Below are 17,296 nucleotides of genomic sequence, written 5' to 3'. Positions count from 1 at the left end.
GGAGAGGGTCGTGACGACGATGACGGAAGCGTCCGTACGCGAGTTCAAGATGCCGGACGTCGGCGAGGGCCTCACCGAGGCCGAGATCCTCAAGTGGTACGTCCAGCCCGGCGACACGGTCACCGACGGCCAGGTGGTGTGCGAGGTCGAGACCGCCAAGGCGGCCGTGGAGCTGCCCATCCCGTACGACGGGGTGGTCCGCGACCTGCACTTCCCCGAGGGCTCCACGGTGGACGTGGGCACGCCGATCATCGCGGTGGACGTGTCGGGCGGGGCCGTTGCTCCCGCCCCGGCGGAGGCCGCCGCTCCCGCTGCCGCCCCCGCTGAGGAGAAGAAGCCGGAGGGCTCCGGCCGCCAGCCGGTGCTGGTGGGCTACGGCGTTGCCGCGTCCTCCACCAAGCGCCGCCCACGCAAGGGCCCCGAAGTCTTGGTCTCCGAGGCATCGACGGCGATCCAGAAGGAACTCAACGGGCACGGGCCGGTGGCCGAGGCTCCCCCGGCGGGTACGGGCGGGACGGCGCGCCCCCTCGCCAAGCCGCCGGTGCGCAAGCTGGCCAAGGACCTGGGCGTCGACCTCACGACCGTGGTCCCGTCCGGCCCGGACGGCATCATCACGCGCGAGGACGTCCACGCGGCGGTGGCGCCCCCGGAGGCCGCCCCCGCGCCCGTGGCCGCCCCGGCCGTCTCCGCGCCCCCGGCGCCGGTCCCGGCGTACGACACGGCCCGTGAGACCCGTATCCCGGTCAAGGGCGTGCGCAGGGCGACCGCGGCGGCGATGGTGGGCTCGGCGTTCACCGCGCCGCACGTCACGGAGTTCGTGACGATCGACGTGACCCGCACGATGAAGCTGGTCGAGGAGATCAAGCGGGCTCCCGAGGAATTCGGGCTGCAGGGGCTGCGGGTCAACCCGCTCCTCCTGATCGCCAAGGCCCTCCTGGTCGCCATCAAACGCAACCCGGACATCAACGCGTCCTGGGACGAGGCGAACCAGGAGATCGTGCTCAAGCACTACGTCAACCTGGGCATCGCCGCGGCCACTCCGCGCGGTCTCATCGTCCCGAACGTCAAGGACGCCCACGCCAAGACGCTCCCGCAGCTGGCCGAGGCCCTCGGCGAGCTGGTGTCGACGGCGAGGGAGGGCAAGACGTCCCCGGCGGCCATGCAGGGCGGCACGGTGACCATCACCAACGTCGGCGTCTTCGGCGTCGACACGGGCACGCCCATCCTCAACCCCGGCGAGTCCGCGATCCTCGCGATCGGCGCGATCAAGCTCCAGCCGTGGGTCCACAAGGGCAAGGTGAAGCCACGCCAGGTCACGACGCTGGCCCTGAGCTTCGACCACCGCCTGGTCGACGGCGAGCTGGGCTCGAAGGTGCTGGCGGACGTGGCGGCGATCCTGGAGCAGCCGAAGAGGCTGATCACCTGGGCCTAGGCGCTCCGGCGTGCGCCGGCGGTTCATCGAACTGGCCACCGTTCCGGCTGATCGCGCCCGCGCGGCGGACTTCGCCGGTCCTGCCCAGCAGGCGCAGCCGTCAGGAGCCACGCACCCGCCCCGGGTGCGTGGCTCCTTCGGTCACAGCGGTCGTCGGCACAGCAGGGTGGCGATTCTCGCCTTTCTGCCCTCCTCGGGCTCCTGCACCGTCCGCGCGGTGACGACCAGCCCGGCCCGCTCCAGGAGTTCCACGAGCAGTTCCGGCGGGTGCCGATGGGACTCGTACGAGACCGGATGGCCGCCGTAGGCCGGCTTCGGCCGGACCCGTTCGCCGGTTCCCACATAACCGGCCACCATGAGCAGGCCGCCGGGCCTGAGCGTCCTGTGGAACTCGCCGTAGACGAGTGGCAGTTGCTCCGGCGGGGTGTGGTGGGTGGAGTAGTAGGCGAGGATGCCTGCGAGAGAGCCGTCCTCGATGTCCAGGGCGGTCATCGAGCCCACGGTGAAAGTCAGTTCCGGATGGGCCCGGCGGGCCAGTTCGACCATCCTGGGGGACAGGTCGACGCCGAACGCGGACAGCCCCAGTCCGGCGAGGTGCGCGGTCACGAGGCCGGGGCCGCAGCCCAGGTCGGCGACCGGTCCGCCGACGCCCTCCCGCACGGCTTCCGCGAACGCGGTCAGCAACGCGCGGGAGAGCGGATCCAGTTCGGCCGGCCGCTTGACCTGCTTCAGGTAGTCGGCGGCGACGGTGTCGTACGACTCCCGGACCGCGGTGAGGTAGGAGGGCTCGGTCACCCGGCGACTCTAGACGAGGCGAAGGGCCCCTCGCCGCCGGCGACGCCGGCGAGGGGCCCTTCGCCCGAGTGCGGCGGTCACACGGACCGCGTCGGCTCAGATCTTCGAGAACCCGTAGGTCATCAGCTTCTTCGCGTCCGACTCGCGCTGCGGGATGGACGTGGAGGACAGGACGGTGCCGATGACCGTCTTGCCGTTGCGGGTGGCGGCGAAGACGAGGCAGTAACCGGCCTCGGGGCCGGAGCCGGTCTTCACACCGATGGTGCCGCTGTAGCTGCTGAGGAGCCCGTTGGTGTTGGTCCACGGGTTCATCGTGCGGGTGCTGCCGGTCTTGGTGATGGTCTTCGCGGTGTACGACTTCGTCTTCACGACCGTGCGGAACGTGGAGTTCTTCATCGCACTGCTGGCGATCTTCGTCAGGTCGCGCGGCGTCGAGTAGTTGTTGCCATTCCCTATGCCGTCGAACGAGTCGAAGTGCGTGTTCGTCAGGCCGAGGCTCTTCGCGGCGGTGTTCATCTTGCCGATGAACGACTTCACGCGCGCGTCCCGGGTCGTACCGGAACCGTACGTGTCGGCGAGCGCGTACGCGGCGTCGCAGCCCGACGGCAGCATCAACCCGTACAGCAGCTGACGGACGGTCACCTTGTCGCCGACGATCAGGTGCGCCTGGGAGGCGTTGTTGGCGACGACGTAGTCGCTGTACGCCTTCTGGATCGTGACCTTCTTGTCCAGATTCAGGTTCGACTGTGCCAGCACGACCTTCGCGGTCATGATCTTGGTGGTGGAGCCGGTGGAGCGCTTGGTGTCCGCTGCCTTCGTGTACAGCGACTTGCCGTTCGCGTTGTTCATCACGTAGCCGCCCTTGGCGACGATCGTGGGCGCGGTGGCGGCCTGCGCGGGCGCAGCGGTGAGGGCGGCGGTCGCGAGCATGGCGCCGGCCGTCACGGTGACGGCGGCGGCTCTGCGGACACGGCTACCCGGAATGCCGGTAATCAAGTGAGTTACCCCGATTGTGTCGAATGCCCCTGGCGTGCGGCCGAGTTGAGCGTCCAGGGAAGCTGGGGCCGCACGTGTGTGACACGTAAGTAGCACAGAAGGTTGTGTGGCTGCAGAGGCGGGTTCCCGTAAGGGGTAATCCGCCGGTGCCGATCCGTCCGCATGGTGGACGTCCGACCTCATGGGTACGTGTTGTATCTATGCTGTGCGCATGAGCAGCCCGGGGACCCTGACCGCCAAGCAACCACCCGCCGCCGACCGCGTCTACACCCACGTCAAGCAGGGCGTCCTGGAGCGCCGTTACGAGGGCGGGACCCTCCTCACCGAGGGCGAGCTCGCCGAGGCCGTGGGGGTTTCCCGCACGCCGGTGCGCGAGGCGCTGCTGCGGCTGGAGGTGGAAGGGCTGATCAAGCTCTACCCGAAGAAGGGGGCCCTGGTCCTGTCCGTGTCCGCGCAGGAGATCGCGGACGTGGTGGAGACCAGGCTGCTGGTCGAGGAGCATGCGGCGCGCAAGGCCGTGCCCGCCCCCGCCGGGCTCGTCGAGCGGCTGGAGGAACTGCTGGCGAAGCAGAAGGCGCAGGCCGCCGCCGGGGACCTCGCCGGGGCCGCCGTCACCGACCGCTGCTTCCACGCCGAGATCGTCCGCAGCGGGGGCAACGAGATCCTCTCCCGGCTCTACGACCAACTCCGCGACCGCCAGCTGCGGATGGGCGTCGCCGTGCTGCACTCGCACCCCGACCGGATCGCCAAGGCCCTCGCCGAGCACGAGGAGATGCTTCAGGCGCTGCGTTCCGGGGACGTGGAGGAGGCGGTCGGGATCGTCCACCGGCACGTCAGCTGGGTCTCGCACCTGGCGCGGGGTGAGGTCCGATGAGGTCGTCGTCCGCACTGACCACGCTGCCCGGTGATCCGCCGGGCGGCCGGCGCGCGATGGCCGTCTGGGGCATCGGCGTCTCCGTCTACTTCGTCGCCGTCATCTTCCGTACGTCCCTCGGGGTCGCCGGCCTCGACGCCGCCGACCGCTTCCACGTGAACGCCTCGGCGCTGTCGACCTTCTCGATCCTGCAGCTCCTCGTCTACGCCGGCATGCAGATACCCGTCGGCCTGCTGGTGGACCGGCTCGGCACCAAGAAGGTGCTGACCATCGGGGTCGTGCTCTTCACGGCCGGTCAGCTCGGCTTCGCGTTCTCGCCCTCGTACGGCATGGCCCTCGCCTCCCGAGCGCTGCTCGGCTGCGGTGACGCGATGACGTTCATCAGCGTGCTGCGGCTGGGCACCCGCTGGTTCCCCGCGCGGCGCGGGCCGCTCGTCGCGCAGTTCGCGGGGCTGGCCGGCATGGCGGGCAACCTGGTCTCCACGCTGGTGCTGGCCCGGCTGCTGCACGGCGTGGGCTGGACGGCCGCCTTCGCGGGCAGCGCGCTCGCCGGAGTCGTCGTCCTCGTCCTGCTGGTGCTGTTCCTGAAGGACCACCCCGAGGGGTACGAGCCGGAGTCGTTCCCGCACCATGGCGCCGCGTACGTGCGGCGGCAGATCGCGGCCTCCTGGCGGGAGCCGGGGACGCGGCTCGGGCTGTGGGTGCACTTCACGACCCAGTTCCCGGCGATGGTGTTCCTGCTGCTGTGGGGGCTGCCCTTCCTGGTCCAGGCGCAGGGGCTGTCCCGGGCCACGGCCGGTGAACTCCTCACCCTGGTCGTCCTGTCGAACATGGTCGTGGGTCTCGTCTACGGCCAGATCATCGCCCGGCACCACGCGGCGCGGCTGCCGCTGGCGCTCGGCACTGTGGCGGCGACGGCGGTGGTGTGGGCGGCGACGCTGGCCTACCCGGCCGACCGGGCACCGATGTGGCTGCTGATCGTGCTGTGCACGGTGCTCGGTTCGTGCGGTCCGGCGTCGATGATCGGATTCGACTTCGCGCGGCCGGCCAACCCGGCGGAGCGGCAGGGGACGGCGTCCGGGATCACCAACATGGGCGGCTTCGTCGCGTCGATGACCACCCTGTTCGCGATCGGGGTGCTGCTGGACGCCACCGGCGACGACTACACCGTCGCGTTCTCCGCGGTTTTCGTGCTCCAGGCGCTCGGCGTCAGCCAGATCCTGCGGCTGCGGGGGCGGGTCGCCCGGCGGGAGCGGGAGCGGCTGGTGGCGAGCCGGGTGGAGACGGTGCACGTGCCCGCGTGAAGCGGGCGGTTCACCGCAGCGGACGCTCACAGCCCAGGTGTTGCTCTGTCATGGGCGTGTGACAGCGGTGTGGTGAAGCGAGGACGGACGTGACCTGGGGGACCGGCGGCCCCTCATAGTCAGCGAGCGCATCGAACGCCTCGAACGCAGTCCTCGCTCCCGAAGGGAACCTCCTGATGAACCGCCACCTGCGCAAGGCCACCCTCGTCACCGCCGCCGTCACGGCCGGCCTGCTGATGACGGCCTGTCAGAACGGTTCCACCGGCACCGGCGGCTCCTCGCAGGCATCGGCCTCCACGACGGCCGGCTCGCAGCCGCCGTCGAAGACCTCGGGGACGTCCCAGCACTCCGGCTCGGCGGCCACCTCCGCCGGAAACGCGTCGAGGTCCCAGCAGGGCGTGAACGCGAACATCACCGACGGCACGGTCAGCTACCTCGCCCCGGGCAAGTACATCGTGTCCGTGCCCGGAAAGACCGACCGGGCCTTCTTCGTCGCCAACGACACCCAGGTCCACGGCGCCGGCACGATCTGCGGCGGCTCGCACTGCACCCTGGACCAGCTGGAGACGGCCACCAGGAAGGCGGCCGTCCCCGCCGATGTGACGATCAGGAGGGGCGTCGCCACCGTCGTACGCGAACGCCACAGCGCCGGCGGCGGCAGCGGTGCGAAGGGCGTGAGCGGCACCTGGCTCGGCAACGTCGGCTATCTGGCGCCCGGCAGGTTCACCGTGTCCGACATGAAGGGCGTCGAGCAGGCGTTCTACGTCGCCGACGACACCAAGGTGTACGGCGCGGGCACCATCTGCGGCACCCCGGGCTCGACGGGGACCTCCCGCTGCACCCTGGACCAGCTGGAGGCCGCCGCGAAGAAGGGTGTCTCCGCGAAGGTCGTGATCAGCGGCGGTGTCGCCACGACGGTCGCCGAGGACCACTGACCAACGGATCCCAAGGCGCTACGACGTCACCGTGAAGTTCCGCAGGATCGCCGCCGTCAGCTCCGGGTCGCCCTCCGCCTTCACGCGGTCCGCCACCGCCTGCGGTGTCACCCGGCCGCAGGCGAGGCGGACGTACGTCTCCCAGTCGAGGGTGAGGGTGGCGGCGGGACCGAGGGCGGGAGCGGTTTCGAGGGTGCCGCGGCCCTGGATGTCGACGCGGATCGTGCGCAGGAACTCGACCGGGCCGTGCACGTCGAAGACGATCGCCGAACTGCGCGGCGCGTCCGCCTTGTCGGCCACGACCCCGGGCAGCTCCGCGAGGAGCACGTCACGGGCGATGTGCGCGCCGGGGGAGTCGAGGTTGCCGGGGCGGCCGAGAGCGGCGCGGAGGTCCTGTTCATGCGCCCACACGTTGAACGCGTGGGCGCGCATGGACTCTTCGAGGGTGAGCTCGGTGCTGAGGTGGCCGCGCACCTTGGTGCCCGGGTCGCGCGACTCGTTCCGCAGCTGGCGGTTGCGGCGGATGATCACGTACTCCAGCTCGGAGGTCATCTCCGGCGCCGTGTGGTGGCGGCGGACGTCGACCTGCATCTCCATGTAGCGCTGGTGGTCGTTGGTGACGTGGAAGAGGTCACGCGGCAGGGTGTGGATGGGGCGCGGGTCGCCGAGCATCTCGCAGTCCAGACCGATGACATGGGAGACGACGTCACGGACCGACCACCCCGGGCACGGCGTCCGCCGGTTCCACTCTCCCTCCACAAGCGGCCCCACCAGCTCGGATATCGCTTCGATCGAATGGGTCCAGGCGTCGGCGTAGGGCTGGAGGGTGGGATGCAGACTCACGGAACGGGACCCCTCGGCGGTCGGTACACGGGCGGTTGGTGGCAGCGTTGCCAGCGGGAGGTGGCTGCACTCGGCGGGTGTCTTGAAACGCTAAGTTACGCTGCTGTGAGGCACCCCGGCAGTGCTTTCGTGTGACGATCGTAGGCCTGTGTGGACGGCTCGAATGCCAGGACGGTGGTAGTGTGCGCGCCTCTCTCATCCAGATCGCCGTAGACGAGGGCGAATCGGTCGAATCGCGCCGGCGGCGGGTGAGCTCGCTGGTACGGGAGCAGGCCGGGGCCGATCTGGTCGTCCTCCCGGAGCTGTGGACGACCGGCGCCTTCGCCTACGAGGAGTTCGGCACCGAGGCCGAGCCGCTCGAGGGGCCGACGTACGAGGCGATGGCGAAGGCCGCGAGCGACGCGGGCGTGTGGCTGCACGCGGGCTCGATTCCGGAACGAGACCCTGAAGGACCGCTCTACAACACGTCTCTCGTCTTCTCCCCCTCCGGTGATCTGGTGGCCGCCTACCGCAAGATCCACCGCTTCGGCTTCGACAAGGGCGAGGCCGTGCTGATGGGCGCGGGGCGGGAACTGGTGACGGTGCGGCTGCCCGGGACGACTGTGGGCGTCGCCACCTGCTACGACCTCCGTTTCCCCGAACTCTTCCGCGGTCTCGTCGACGCCGGTGCCGAGACCCTGGTGGTCCCGGCGGGCTGGCCGGAGCGCCGCCGGGCGCACTGGACGCTGCTGGCCCAGGCGCGGGCGGTCGAGAACCAGGCGTTCGTGCTCGCCTGTGGAACGGCCGGGACGCATGCGGGAGTTCCACAGGCGGGTCACTCGATCGTGGTGGATCCGTGGGGCGAGGTCCTCGCCGAGGCGGGGGCCGTCGAGGAGGTCCTCACCGTCGACTTCGACCCGGCGAAGGTGGCGACGACCCGGGAGCAGTTCCCGGCCCTGAAGGACCGGGTCCTGGGCCTGGAGCCCCCGCACACGTTCTGAGGCCCGGCCCGAAGGCGCGAGGCGTCAGTCCTCCTCGCGTTCCTTCTCCGCCAGATGGATCACGCACACCGTCACCGCGATCAGCAGCGCCGGGTCCGCGTCGTCGCGGACGACGTCGACGCCGTACGTGTCCCGGATGTGCAGCCAGCGGCGGGAGATCACGGCCAGCAGTTCGCCGTCGTACTCGACGGCGAACTCGCGGTCGAGGATCTTGCCGCTGACGTCGAGTTCGGTGCCGTCGACCATGGTGACCCGGTAGTGGTGGCGTAGCAGGGACAGCCGTTTGCGCTTGATGCGGGCGAGGGCGGTGCCGTCCCGTTCGATCACCATGGTGTCGCGCAGGGCGAACATCTTCTGGTGGATGTCGATCAGGACCCGCCCCTGGGTGTCCTTCAGTTCGAACGTGTCCCTGAGGCGCATCGCCTTGCCGTCGACGAGGAAGACCTTGCCGCCGTGCTCGTCCTCGATCCAGTAGTCCTCGCCGAAGCCGAGGAGCCGGTCGCGTACCTGGAATCTCATGTCCCCACCTCTTCCCCGGGCGTCGGCCCGAAACGCCGCCGGTAGGCCGACGGGCTGAGCCCCGTCTCGCGCCGCACGCGCGCGCGTAGGTTGGCCGCGCTGCCCAGGCCGCTCCTCGCGGCGACGACGCCCAGCCGTTCCTCCCCGCGCTCGATGAGACGGCAGGCGAGGGCGACGCGTTCCCCGGTCAGCCAGCCCAGCGGGGTCGTGCCCAGCTGGACGCGGAAACGGCGGTGCAGGGTCGCCGGGGACACCGCCGCGCGGGCCGCCAGGTCCGCCACCGCCAGCGGCTCGCCCAGCCGCTCCTGAGCCCAGGCCAGCAGCGGTCCCAGCGACTCGTCGGGCACGTCCGGCACCGGCCGCTCCACGAACTGCCGCTGCCCGCCGTCCCGGTGCGAGGCGAAGACCAGCCGCCGGGAGACGGCGTTGGCGAACTCCACCCCGTGGTCCCGGCGCCAGATGTGCAGCCCGAGGTCGAGCGCGGCCGCGCTGCCCGACGCCGTGAGCAGATCGCCCTCGTCGACGAACAGCACGTCCGGCTCCAGCAGCACCTTCGGATGCAGCTCCCGGAACCGGTCCGCCCAGCGCCAGTGGGTGGTGGCCCGCCGTCCGTCCAGCAGCCCGGCCTCGGCGAGAGCGAAGGTCCCGGTGCAGAAGCTGACGACACGGGCGCCACGCGCGTGCGTGCGGCGGATCGCCTCCAGTACGGCCTCCGCGCGCGGGACGACGTTGTCCGGCCGCCCCGGGACGAGGAGGGTGTCCGCCCCGTCCACGGCGTCCAGCCCCGGTACGCCGGTCAGCGTGAAGAACCCGTGGTTCATCCGCACCTCACGCGCGGGCGCGCACACCGTCACCTCGTACAGCGGCCCCGCGAGCCCCAGTTCGGGCCGGGGCAGCCCGAACAGCTCGGTCGCCACGCCCACCTCGAAGGGGTTGGTGCCCTCGTCGACGATCACCGCGACCCGGTGCGGAGGGGGCTGAGAGGATCCTTGCGCCATATGCGATTCCTAGCACTCACACACCGTTCCGGCGCACCCCCACGATGGACCCATGACCACGGAACCCGTCTCCCTGTCCGCCGCCCTCGCGTCCTTCACGGACCGCTGGAGCCCGCGCATCGTCACCGCCGTCAACGACTACGACGTCCGCGTCGCCAAGGTGGAGGGCGAGCACGTCTGGCACGTCCACGACCACACCGACGAGTTCTTCCTGGTCCTGGACGGCGAACTCCGCATCGCCCTGCGCGAACCCTCCGGCGAACGCACGGTCGTCCTCCCGAAGGGCTCCGTCTTCACGGTCCCCCGCGGCACTCGCCACAAGCCCTACGCCCCGGCCCCCACGGAGATCCTCATGCTCGAACCCACCGGCACCCTCACGGTCGGCGACCGCCACGAGGAGATCCCCGGCCACGTGGACGCGACGACGGGCCACGCGCTTTCGTGACTGTCAGTGGCGGGTGGCACTCTTGAGGCATGACCGACTCCACTCCCCGACGCGTCCGCGTCCGAGCCCCCGAGCTGGTGGGCAAGGGCGGCTGGCTGAACACGGGCGACCGGCAGTACACGCTGTCCGACCTGCGTGGACGCATCGTCGTGCTCGACTTCTGGACGTTCTGCTGCATCAACTGTCTGCACGTCCTCGACGAGCTGCGGGAGCTGGAGGAGAAGCACGCGGACACCGTCGTCGTGATCGGCGTGCACTCTCCGAAGTTCGCGCACGAGGCCGAGCACGCGGCGGTGGTCGACGCCGTGGAGCGGTACGGGGTGGAGCATCCGGTGCTGGACGACCCGGAGCTCGCGACCTGGAAGCAGTACGCGGTGCGGGCCTGGCCGACGTTGGTGGTGATCGACCCCGAGGGGTATGTCGTCGCACAGCACGCGGGTGAGGGGCATGTGCACGCGATCGAGCGGCTGGTGACGGAGCTGGAGGCGGAGCACGGGGCCAAGGGGACGCTGCGCCGCGGCGACGGGCCGTACGTGGCGCCGGAGCCGGAGCCGACCACCCTGCGCTTCCCGGGCAAGGCGCTCGTCCTGCCGGGCGGCACCTTCCTGGTCAGCGACACCACCCGGCACCAGCTGGTGGAGCTGGCGGCGGACGGGGAGACGGTGGTGCGGCGCATCGGCTCCGGAGCCCGGGGGTTCGCCGACGGCACGGCGCAGACCGCGGCCTTCAACGAGCCGCAGGGCCTCGCCCTCCTCGACGGGACCGCGGTCGTCGTCGCCGACACCGTCAACCACGCCCTGCGCCGCCTCGACCTCGCGACCGGTGAGGTCACCACCCTGGCCGGCACCGGCCGCCAGTGGTGGCAGGGCTCGCCCACCTCGGGCCCGGCGCGCGAGATCGACCTCTCCTCCCCGTGGGATGTGGCCCTCTTCGCCGACAGGGTGTGGATCGCCATGGCCGGCGTCCACCAGTTGTGGGCGTACGACCCGGCTGGGGGCACCGCCCAGGCTTTCGGCTCTGGGGGAGGGACGGTCGCCGTCACGGCCGGCACCACCAACGAGGGGCTGGTCGACGGCCCGGGTCCTCAGGCCTGGTTCGCCCAGCCCTCGGGTCTCGCGGCGACCGCCGACCGGCTCTGGCTGGCCGACTCGGAGACCTCGGCCCTGCGCTGGGTGGACCTCGACGGCACGGTCCGCACCGCCGTCGGCACGGGCCTGTTCGACTTCGGTCACCGCGACGGGCCCGCCGGACAGGCCCTGTTCCAGCACCCGTTGGGCGTGACGGCCCTCCCCGACGGCTCGGTGGCCGTGAGCGACACCTACAACCACGCCCTGCGCCGCTACGACCCCTCGACCGGCCAGGTCACCACCCTCGCGACCGACCTGCGTGAACCGAGCGACGCAGTGCTGGTGGACGAGGACATCGTGGTGGTCGAGTCGGCGCGGCACAGGCTGACCCGGCTGCGTCTGCCTCAGGAGGCGGTCCGGGTGGAGTCGGTCGCCCACCGCACGCGGCGAGCCGCCACCGAAGTCGCCCAGAGGCTCCAGTTGGACGTGATCTTCCAGGCTCCCGCGGGCCAGAAACCGGACACCCGGTACGGCCCCTCGACCCGCCTGCTGGTGTCGTCGACGCCCCCCGGGCTCCTGCTGAAGGGCGAGGGTGCCGACACCGACCTCTCCCGCACCCTGGAGCTCGAACCCGGGATCACGGAAGGAGTCCTGCACGTCTCCGCGATGGCCGCGTCCTGCGACGACGGCACGGACAACCCCTACCCGGCCTGCCATGTCCATCAGCAGGACTGGGGAGTTCCGGTCCGCCTCACCGAAGGCGGGGCGGACCGGCTGCCGTTGGTACTGGCCGGGATGGACGATTCGGCCGGCTGACCGGGGTCAGCGACGGCGCGGGCGCGGCGCCAGCTTGAACAGGGCCACCCCTGCGGCCATCAGGGTCGTGGCCGTGACGAGCAGCGCCATGCTGTTCATCCACATGCCCGTGGCGGCCAGCGTGGCGCCGCCGGCGCCCGTGGTCCCGGCGCCGATCACTCTTCCGTACATGTCGTGCGTCTCCTGGAGGGTGTGCGGGGGTTGGTTCGCGGGGGGTGGGTCAATGGGGTGTCAGGTCGCCACCCACTTCTCCTCGCTGCGGCGCACCAGCCCCCACAGCGAGGTGAAGTAGACGGCATGCTGGAAGAGGTCGTAGAGCATCTCGGGGATCATCAGCGCGGCGACCACCACCGCCCTGGGCCCGGCCCGTCGTACGGAGACCGTCTTCTCGACCACGAAGAGCAGCCCGATCGCCGTCCAGAACGGGGAGAACCCGGGCCAGCCGTACAGCGTCGTACAGGTGGTCATGTAGGTCAGATAGACCAGGAAGCACAGGGCGCCGAAGCCCATCATGAACTGCTGCAGGAAGTAGCGCGCGGTCACCCGGGTCCAGCCGTAGTCGCGCAGGTTCTCCAGCGCGCCCCGCTGCCAGCGCAGCCGCTGGTGCCACAGCTTGCCCAGGGTCGGCATGACCTCGGTGGTGACGGCGCACCCGGCCGGTGACATGGCGCGGTAGCCGAGGGTCTTGACGGCCTTCGTCATCTCGTCGTCCTCGGTCAACGAGGCGAGGCTGTAGTAGCTGTTGCCGCCGCCGATGATCCCGGCGCGACGGGCGGCGCGGACCTCGCGCAGCACCCGCGCGCGGAACATCGTGCCGGTGCCGGTGAGAACCTGCGCCTTGCCGCCGGAACGTTCCAGCTCCCAGGCGTAGCGGTGGAACTCCATGCGCTGGAGCAGTCCGAGGAAGCCGCCGCCCTCCTCGCCGTAGAAGACCCCGCCGACGGCCCCGACCTTGCGGTTGAAGGTGCCCATCGCGGTCTCGTTGAACCACGGGTCGAGCACGGTGTCGGCGTCCTGCACCAGCAGCAGGTCGCGTTCCTCGAGGTGGGGCAGCACCCAGGCGATGGCCTGGTTGAGGGCACCGGCCTTCTTGTGCGTGTTGCCCTCGGTGTGGAAGACCTGCGCGCCGTGTGCGGCGGCGATCTCGGCGGTGGCGTCGGTGCAGTTGTCGCACACGACGACGATCAGGTCGGGACGTCGGGTCTGCCGCCAGAGGCCCTGGACGGCGTCGGCGATGCGGGCCTCTTCGTTGTGGGCCGGGATCAGTACCACGAGCCGCAGCGGACGGTCGAGTTCGTCGGGTGCGGCGTGGGCGCGGCGGGCCGCGTGCCGTCGTGGGTGCCGTGGTCCCGCGACGGGTGCCACGGCGGTCGTCTCCGCCGAGTGGAGCACGGGGAGCCCTCCGGGTGCGCTGATGGTTCACGCCCGGCACGTGCGACCCCCCGGGCACTACAACACTCCGGAGTCTTCACTGTTTTCACACAAGTCAACAAGACATCCCTGATCACAGAATGCTCACGGTTGTCGCTGCTTGCCCTGTGCGTCCGTCAGCAGGGGAGGTGTCCCTTACGTGACGTATCCGTTTGGCCTGCCCTGTCCGTTACACGCCGTATCCGTCGGAGTATCCATCCGTGCGGCGATGACGAACCTCCTCGTCCACCACCGGTGTGGTCGGCGGTACCACGACGCGCCGGCGCCGGGCGATGCTGCTGAAGGTGCTGACTCCGATCAGGCCGACGATCATCAGGATGATGCCGACCAGGTCGAGGTTGACCCCTTGCATGTGCCAGTCGGTCGCGAACGTGAGGATGGCTCCCACGGCGATGAGGATGATGCACCCGCCGAGGCCCATGAGTGTCGCCTCCCTGTCCGGTCGTTGCGGTAGAACCCGGGTACCCGGACGGACATCACCCATGCGCGGCGGCCCGGTTGGCTACCCCTCCAGGAACGCCACCAGCGAATTCGCCAGCAGATACGGGTCGTCCGCGCCGCACAGCTCGCGTGCGCTGTGCATCGACAGGATCGCCACGCCGATGTCGACGGTCTTGATGCCGTGCCGGGCCGCGGTGATCGGGCCGATCGTCGTGCCGCACGGCATGGAGTTGTTGGAGACGAAGGACTGGAAGGGGACGTTCGCCTTCTCGCAGGCGGCGGCGAAGACCGCGCGGCCCGAACCGTCCGTGGCGTAGCGGTTGTTGACGTTGACCTTGAGGATCGGCCCGCCGTTGACCCGGGGGTGGTGCGTCGGGTCGTGCCGCTCCGCGTAGTTGGGGTGCACCGCGTGACCGGTGTCCGACGACAGGCACACCGTGCCCGCGAAGGCTCTTGCCCGGTCCTCGAACGAGCCTCCGCGCGCGAACACCGAACGCTCCAGCACGCTGCCGAGCAGCGGCCCGTCCGCGCCCGTGTCCGACTGCGAGCCGTTCTCCTCGTGGTCGAAGGCGGCCAGCACCGGGATGTACGGCAGGTCCGCACCGCCGGAGGACACCGCCGTCAGCGCGGCCACCGCCGCATGCACGGAGAGCAGGTTGTCCATGCGCGGTCCCGCGAGCAGCTCCTTGTCGCGGCCCAGGTAGGCCGGCGGCTCCACGGAGTGCGTCATCAGGTCCCAGCCGGTGACCTCCCCCGCCGGCAGCCCCGCGGTCTCCTCCAGGAAGGCGATCAGGTCCCCGTCGCGCACATCGCCGCCCAGCCCCCAGATCGGCGTCACATGGCGCTGCTTGTCGAGCTTGAGGCCCTCCCCGGACACCGAACGGTCCAGGTGGATGGCGAGTTGGGGGACCCTCAGGAGCGGCCGGTCGACGTTCACCAGCCGCGTCGAGCCATTGCGCAGGGTCAGCCGGCCGGCCAGGCCCAGGTCGCGGTCCAGCCAGGAGTTGAGCAGCGGCCCGCCGTAGATCTCCACCGCCACCTGGCGCCAGCCGTGCGCCCCGGTGTCGGGCAGCGGCTTGACCCGCAGGTTCGGGGAGTCGGTGTGTGCGCCGACGATACGGAACGGAGTGTGGGGCACCGCGCCCTCGGGGACGTACCAGGCCACGATCGCGCCGCCGCGCAGCACATACCTGCCACCGGTCGTCCCGTCCCAGGCGTCCGTCTCCGCGACCTGCCGGAACCCCGCCTTCTCCAGCCGCTCGGCGGCGCTCGCCACCGCGTGGTACGGCGACGGGCTCGCCGTCAGGAAGGACACGAGGTCGTCGGTGTGGCCGCGGTCGAAGCGGTGGGGTTCGCTCATGGGGTTCACCTTAACGACGTACGAGGGCCCACTCCTCGTGATGGGGAGTGGGCCCTCGTGAGGGCGATGTGGAGTTCTGGCTACCCGGAAACGGAGAGGTTAGAACGCCGCCTCGTCCAGCTCCATCAGGTCCAGCTCGACGTTCTCGGCGAGCTTGCGGGCGCCGGTGACCCCCGGCAGGACGTTGGCCGCGAAGAACTTCGCCGCCGCGATCTTGCCCGTGTAGAACGCCTTGTCCTTCGCGGAGGCCGTCGGAAGCTTCTCGGCGGCGATCGCGGCACCCTTGAGCAGCAGGTATCCGACGACCACGTCACCGGAGGCCAGCAGCAGGCGGCTGGTGTTCAGGCCCACCTTGTAGATGTTCTTGACGTCCTGCTCGGTGGCCGCGAGGTCGGTCAGCATCAGGCCGACGATGGCCTCCAGCTCGACGGCGGCCTTCGCGAGGTGCTCCCGGGCGCCGGCCAGCTCCTCGCCGCCCTCGCCGAGCGCCAGGAACTTCTTGATGTCCTCGGCGAGCGAGTTCAGCGCGGCGCCCTGGTTGCGGACGATCTTCCGGAAGAAGTAGTCCTGGCCCTGGATCGCGGTGGTGCCCTCGTACAGCGTGTCGATCTTGGCGTCGCGGATGTACTGCTCGATCGGGTACTCCTGCAGGAAGCCGGAGCCGCCGAAGGTCTGCAGCGACTGGGCGAGCTGCTCGTAGCCCTTCTCGGAGCCGTAGCCCTTGACGATCGGCAGGAGCAGGTCGTTCAGGGCCTCCAGCGCCTTGATGTCCTCGCCCGCCGCCTCCTTGACCTGGATCTCGTCCTGGAGGGAGGCCGTGTAGAGCACCAGGGCGCGCATGCCCTCCGCGTACGCCTTCTGCGTCATCAGCGAGCGGCGGACGTCCGGGTGGTGCGTGATGGTGACCTTGGGCGCGGTCTTGTCCATGAAGTTCGCCAGGTCGGGGCCCTGGACGCGCTCCTTGGCGTACTCCAGCGCGTTCAGGTAGCCCGTCGACAGCGTGGAGATCGCCTTCGTGCCGACCATCATGCGGGCGAACTCGATGATGCGGAACATCTGGCGGATGCCGTCGTGCTTGTCGCCGATCAGCCAGCCCTTTGCGGGGTGCTGGTCGCCGAAGGTCATCTCGCAGGTGTTGGAGGCCTTCAGGCCCATCTTGTGCTCGACGTTCGTCGCGTACACGCCGTTGCGCTCGCCCAGCTCGCCGGTCTCGAAGTCGAAGAGGTACTTCGGGACGAGGAAGAGGGACAGGCCCTTGGTGCCGGGTCCTGCGCCCTCGGGGCGGGCGAGGACGTAGTGGAGGATGTTCTCCTCCATGTCGTGCTCACCGGACGTGATGAAGCGCTTCACGCCCTCGATGTGCCAGGAGCCGTCCTCCTGCTGGATCGCCTTGGTGCGGCCGGCGCCGACGTCCGAACCGGCGTCGGGCTCGGTGAGGACCATCGTGGAGCCCCACTGCTTCTCCACGGCGACCTTGGCGATGTGCTTCTGGACCTCGTTGCCCTCCTCGAAGAGGATGCCGGCGAACGCGGGGCCCGAGGAGTACATCCAGACGGCCGGGTTGGCGCCCAGGATCAGCTCGGCGAAGGCCCAGATCAGGGAGCGGGGCGAAGTGGTGCCGCCGATCTCCTCGGGCAGGCCGAGCCGCCAGTACTCCGAGTCCATGAAGGCCTTGTAGCTCTTCTTGAAGGACGCCGGGACCGGGGCGGTGTTCGTCTCCGGGTCGAAGACCGGCGGGTTGCGGTCGGCGTCCGCGAAGGACTCCGCCAGCTCGTTCTCCGCGAGGCGGGTCAGCTCCTCGAGGATGCTCCTGGCGGTGTCGACGTCCATCTCCTCGAACGGGCCGGTGCCGTACAGCTTGTCCCGCCCGAGGACCTCGAAGAGGTTGAACTCGATGTCGCGCAGATTCGACTTGTAGTGCCCCATGGCGACTGCTCCGTTAAAGAGATCGGCGAGGCACCGGGTGTAGCTCCTCGCGCTAGTTCACGTACCAACAAGTAGCTACGATGATGCTACCCGTCGGTAATAAGAAGCAACCCCGAATGGGTCATCTGTGACTC

Annotated in this window: 17 protein-coding genes; 7 read left to right on the top strand and 10 right to left on the bottom strand. The window is 70.2% G+C overall.

The genetic code is table 11. The features are described from left to right. Positions 1-10 precede the first annotated feature (10 nt). Entirely contained in the window at positions 11-1,432 is a 1,422-nt protein-coding gene (locus LJ657_RS25305; RefSeq protein ID WP_232651045.1) for a dihydrolipoamide acetyltransferase family protein, read from the top strand. 141 nt (positions 1,433-1,573) lie between these two features. Here the strand turns inward: LJ657_RS25305 and LJ657_RS25300 are convergent, their stop codons facing one another. After that, positions 1,574-2,227, bottom strand: a complete 654-nt coding sequence (locus LJ657_RS25300; RefSeq protein WP_232651044.1) for a class I SAM-dependent methyltransferase — start codon at positions 2,225-2,227, stop codon at positions 1,574-1,576. A gap of 96 nt (positions 2,228-2,323) precedes the next feature. Further along, positions 2,324-3,223, bottom strand: a complete 900-nt coding sequence (locus LJ657_RS25295; protein WP_232651043.1) for a D-alanyl-D-alanine carboxypeptidase family protein — start codon at positions 3,221-3,223, stop codon at positions 2,324-2,326. Positions 3,224-3,434: 211 nt separating this feature from the next. Between LJ657_RS25295 and LJ657_RS25290 the strand changes: the two genes are divergently transcribed. From LJ657_RS25290 to LJ657_RS25280, 3 genes are all read left to right on the top strand, one after another. Further along, a complete protein-coding gene (locus tag LJ657_RS25290) occupies positions 3,435-4,097 on the top strand; it encodes a GntR family transcriptional regulator (protein ID WP_232651042.1) in 663 nt (220 codons plus the stop codon). Beyond that, a complete protein-coding gene (locus tag LJ657_RS25285) occupies positions 4,094-5,401 on the top strand; it encodes an MFS transporter (RefSeq protein ID WP_232651041.1) in 1,308 nt (435 codons plus the stop codon). The genes LJ657_RS25290 and LJ657_RS25285 overlap by 4 nt, the downstream gene beginning before the upstream one ends. A 176-nt stretch (positions 5,402-5,577) precedes the next feature. Further along, positions 5,578-6,336 carry a hypothetical protein gene (locus tag LJ657_RS25280; RefSeq protein WP_232651040.1) on the top strand — a complete coding sequence of 253 codons (759 nt, stop codon included), beginning with the start codon at positions 5,578-5,580 and terminating at the stop codon, positions 6,334-6,336. Between the two features lie 18 nt (positions 6,337-6,354). Here LJ657_RS25280 and LJ657_RS25275 read toward each other — a convergent pair whose 3' ends face one another. Further along, positions 6,355-7,179 carry a maleylpyruvate isomerase family mycothiol-dependent enzyme gene (locus LJ657_RS25275; RefSeq protein ID WP_232651039.1) on the bottom strand — a complete coding sequence of 275 codons (825 nt, stop codon included), beginning with the start codon at positions 7,177-7,179 and terminating at the stop codon, positions 6,355-6,357. A gap of 182 nt (positions 7,180-7,361) precedes the next feature. Between LJ657_RS25275 and LJ657_RS25270 the strand changes: the two genes are divergently transcribed. Then, entirely contained in the window at positions 7,362-8,159 is a 798-nt protein-coding gene (locus LJ657_RS25270) for a carbon-nitrogen family hydrolase (protein WP_232651038.1), read from the top strand. 24 nt (positions 8,160-8,183) lie between these two features. Here the strand turns inward: LJ657_RS25270 and LJ657_RS25265 are convergent, their stop codons facing one another. Then, positions 8,184-8,678, bottom strand: coding sequence for an LURP-one-related/scramblase family protein (locus LJ657_RS25265; protein ID WP_232651037.1), 495 nt, complete (start codon positions 8,676-8,678; stop codon positions 8,184-8,186). Further along, positions 8,675-9,676: a helix-turn-helix domain-containing protein gene (locus LJ657_RS25260; protein WP_232651036.1), complete on the bottom strand. Its 1,002-nt coding sequence runs from the start codon at positions 9,674-9,676 to the stop codon at positions 8,675-8,677. The genes LJ657_RS25265 and LJ657_RS25260 overlap by 4 nt, the downstream gene beginning before the upstream one ends. A 52-nt stretch (positions 9,677-9,728) precedes the next feature. Here LJ657_RS25260 and LJ657_RS25255 point away from each other — a divergent pair, with 52 nt between their 5' ends. Continuing rightward, entirely contained in the window at positions 9,729-10,121 is a 393-nt protein-coding gene (locus tag LJ657_RS25255; protein ID WP_232651035.1) for a cupin domain-containing protein, read from the top strand. A 29-nt stretch (positions 10,122-10,150) separates the two neighbouring features. Beyond that, positions 10,151-12,004, top strand: coding sequence for a thioredoxin-like domain-containing protein (locus LJ657_RS25250; protein ID WP_232651034.1), 1,854 nt, complete (start codon positions 10,151-10,153; stop codon positions 12,002-12,004). A gap of 6 nt (positions 12,005-12,010) precedes the next feature. Here the strand turns inward: LJ657_RS25250 and LJ657_RS25245 are convergent, their stop codons facing one another. The 5 genes from LJ657_RS25245 to LJ657_RS25225 form a co-directional block, all read right to left on the bottom strand. Then, the gene (locus LJ657_RS25245) at positions 12,011-12,175 is read right to left on the bottom strand and encodes a hypothetical protein (RefSeq protein WP_165954846.1); all 165 of its coding nucleotides are present in this window, start codon (positions 12,173-12,175) and stop codon (positions 12,011-12,013) included. A gap of 60 nt (positions 12,176-12,235) precedes the next feature. Further along, complete coding sequence (locus tag LJ657_RS25240) at positions 12,236-13,396, bottom strand: glycosyltransferase family 2 protein (protein ID WP_308117082.1); 1,161 nt, start codon at positions 13,394-13,396, stop codon at positions 12,236-12,238. Between the two features lie 208 nt (positions 13,397-13,604). Then, positions 13,605-13,856, bottom strand: a complete 252-nt coding sequence (locus LJ657_RS25235; protein WP_232651033.1) for a DUF6458 family protein — start codon at positions 13,854-13,856, stop codon at positions 13,605-13,607. 81 nt (positions 13,857-13,937) lie between these two features. Then, positions 13,938-15,236 (bottom strand): M18 family aminopeptidase, encoded by a 1,299-nt coding sequence (locus tag LJ657_RS25230; RefSeq protein ID WP_232651032.1) that lies wholly within the window; start codon positions 15,234-15,236, stop codon positions 13,938-13,940. Between the two features lie 99 nt (positions 15,237-15,335). Then, entirely contained in the window at positions 15,336-17,162 is a 1,827-nt protein-coding gene (locus tag LJ657_RS25225) for an acyl-CoA dehydrogenase (RefSeq protein ID WP_232651031.1), read from the bottom strand. Positions 17,163-17,296 lie beyond the last annotated feature (134 nt).

It is taken from the genome of Streptomyces guryensis (genome assembly GCF_021261325.1).
Classification (GTDB): Bacteria; Actinomycetota; Actinomycetes; order Streptomycetales; family Streptomycetaceae; genus Streptomyces; species Streptomyces guryensis.
This window is presented reverse-complemented; position numbering and strand designations above follow the sequence as displayed.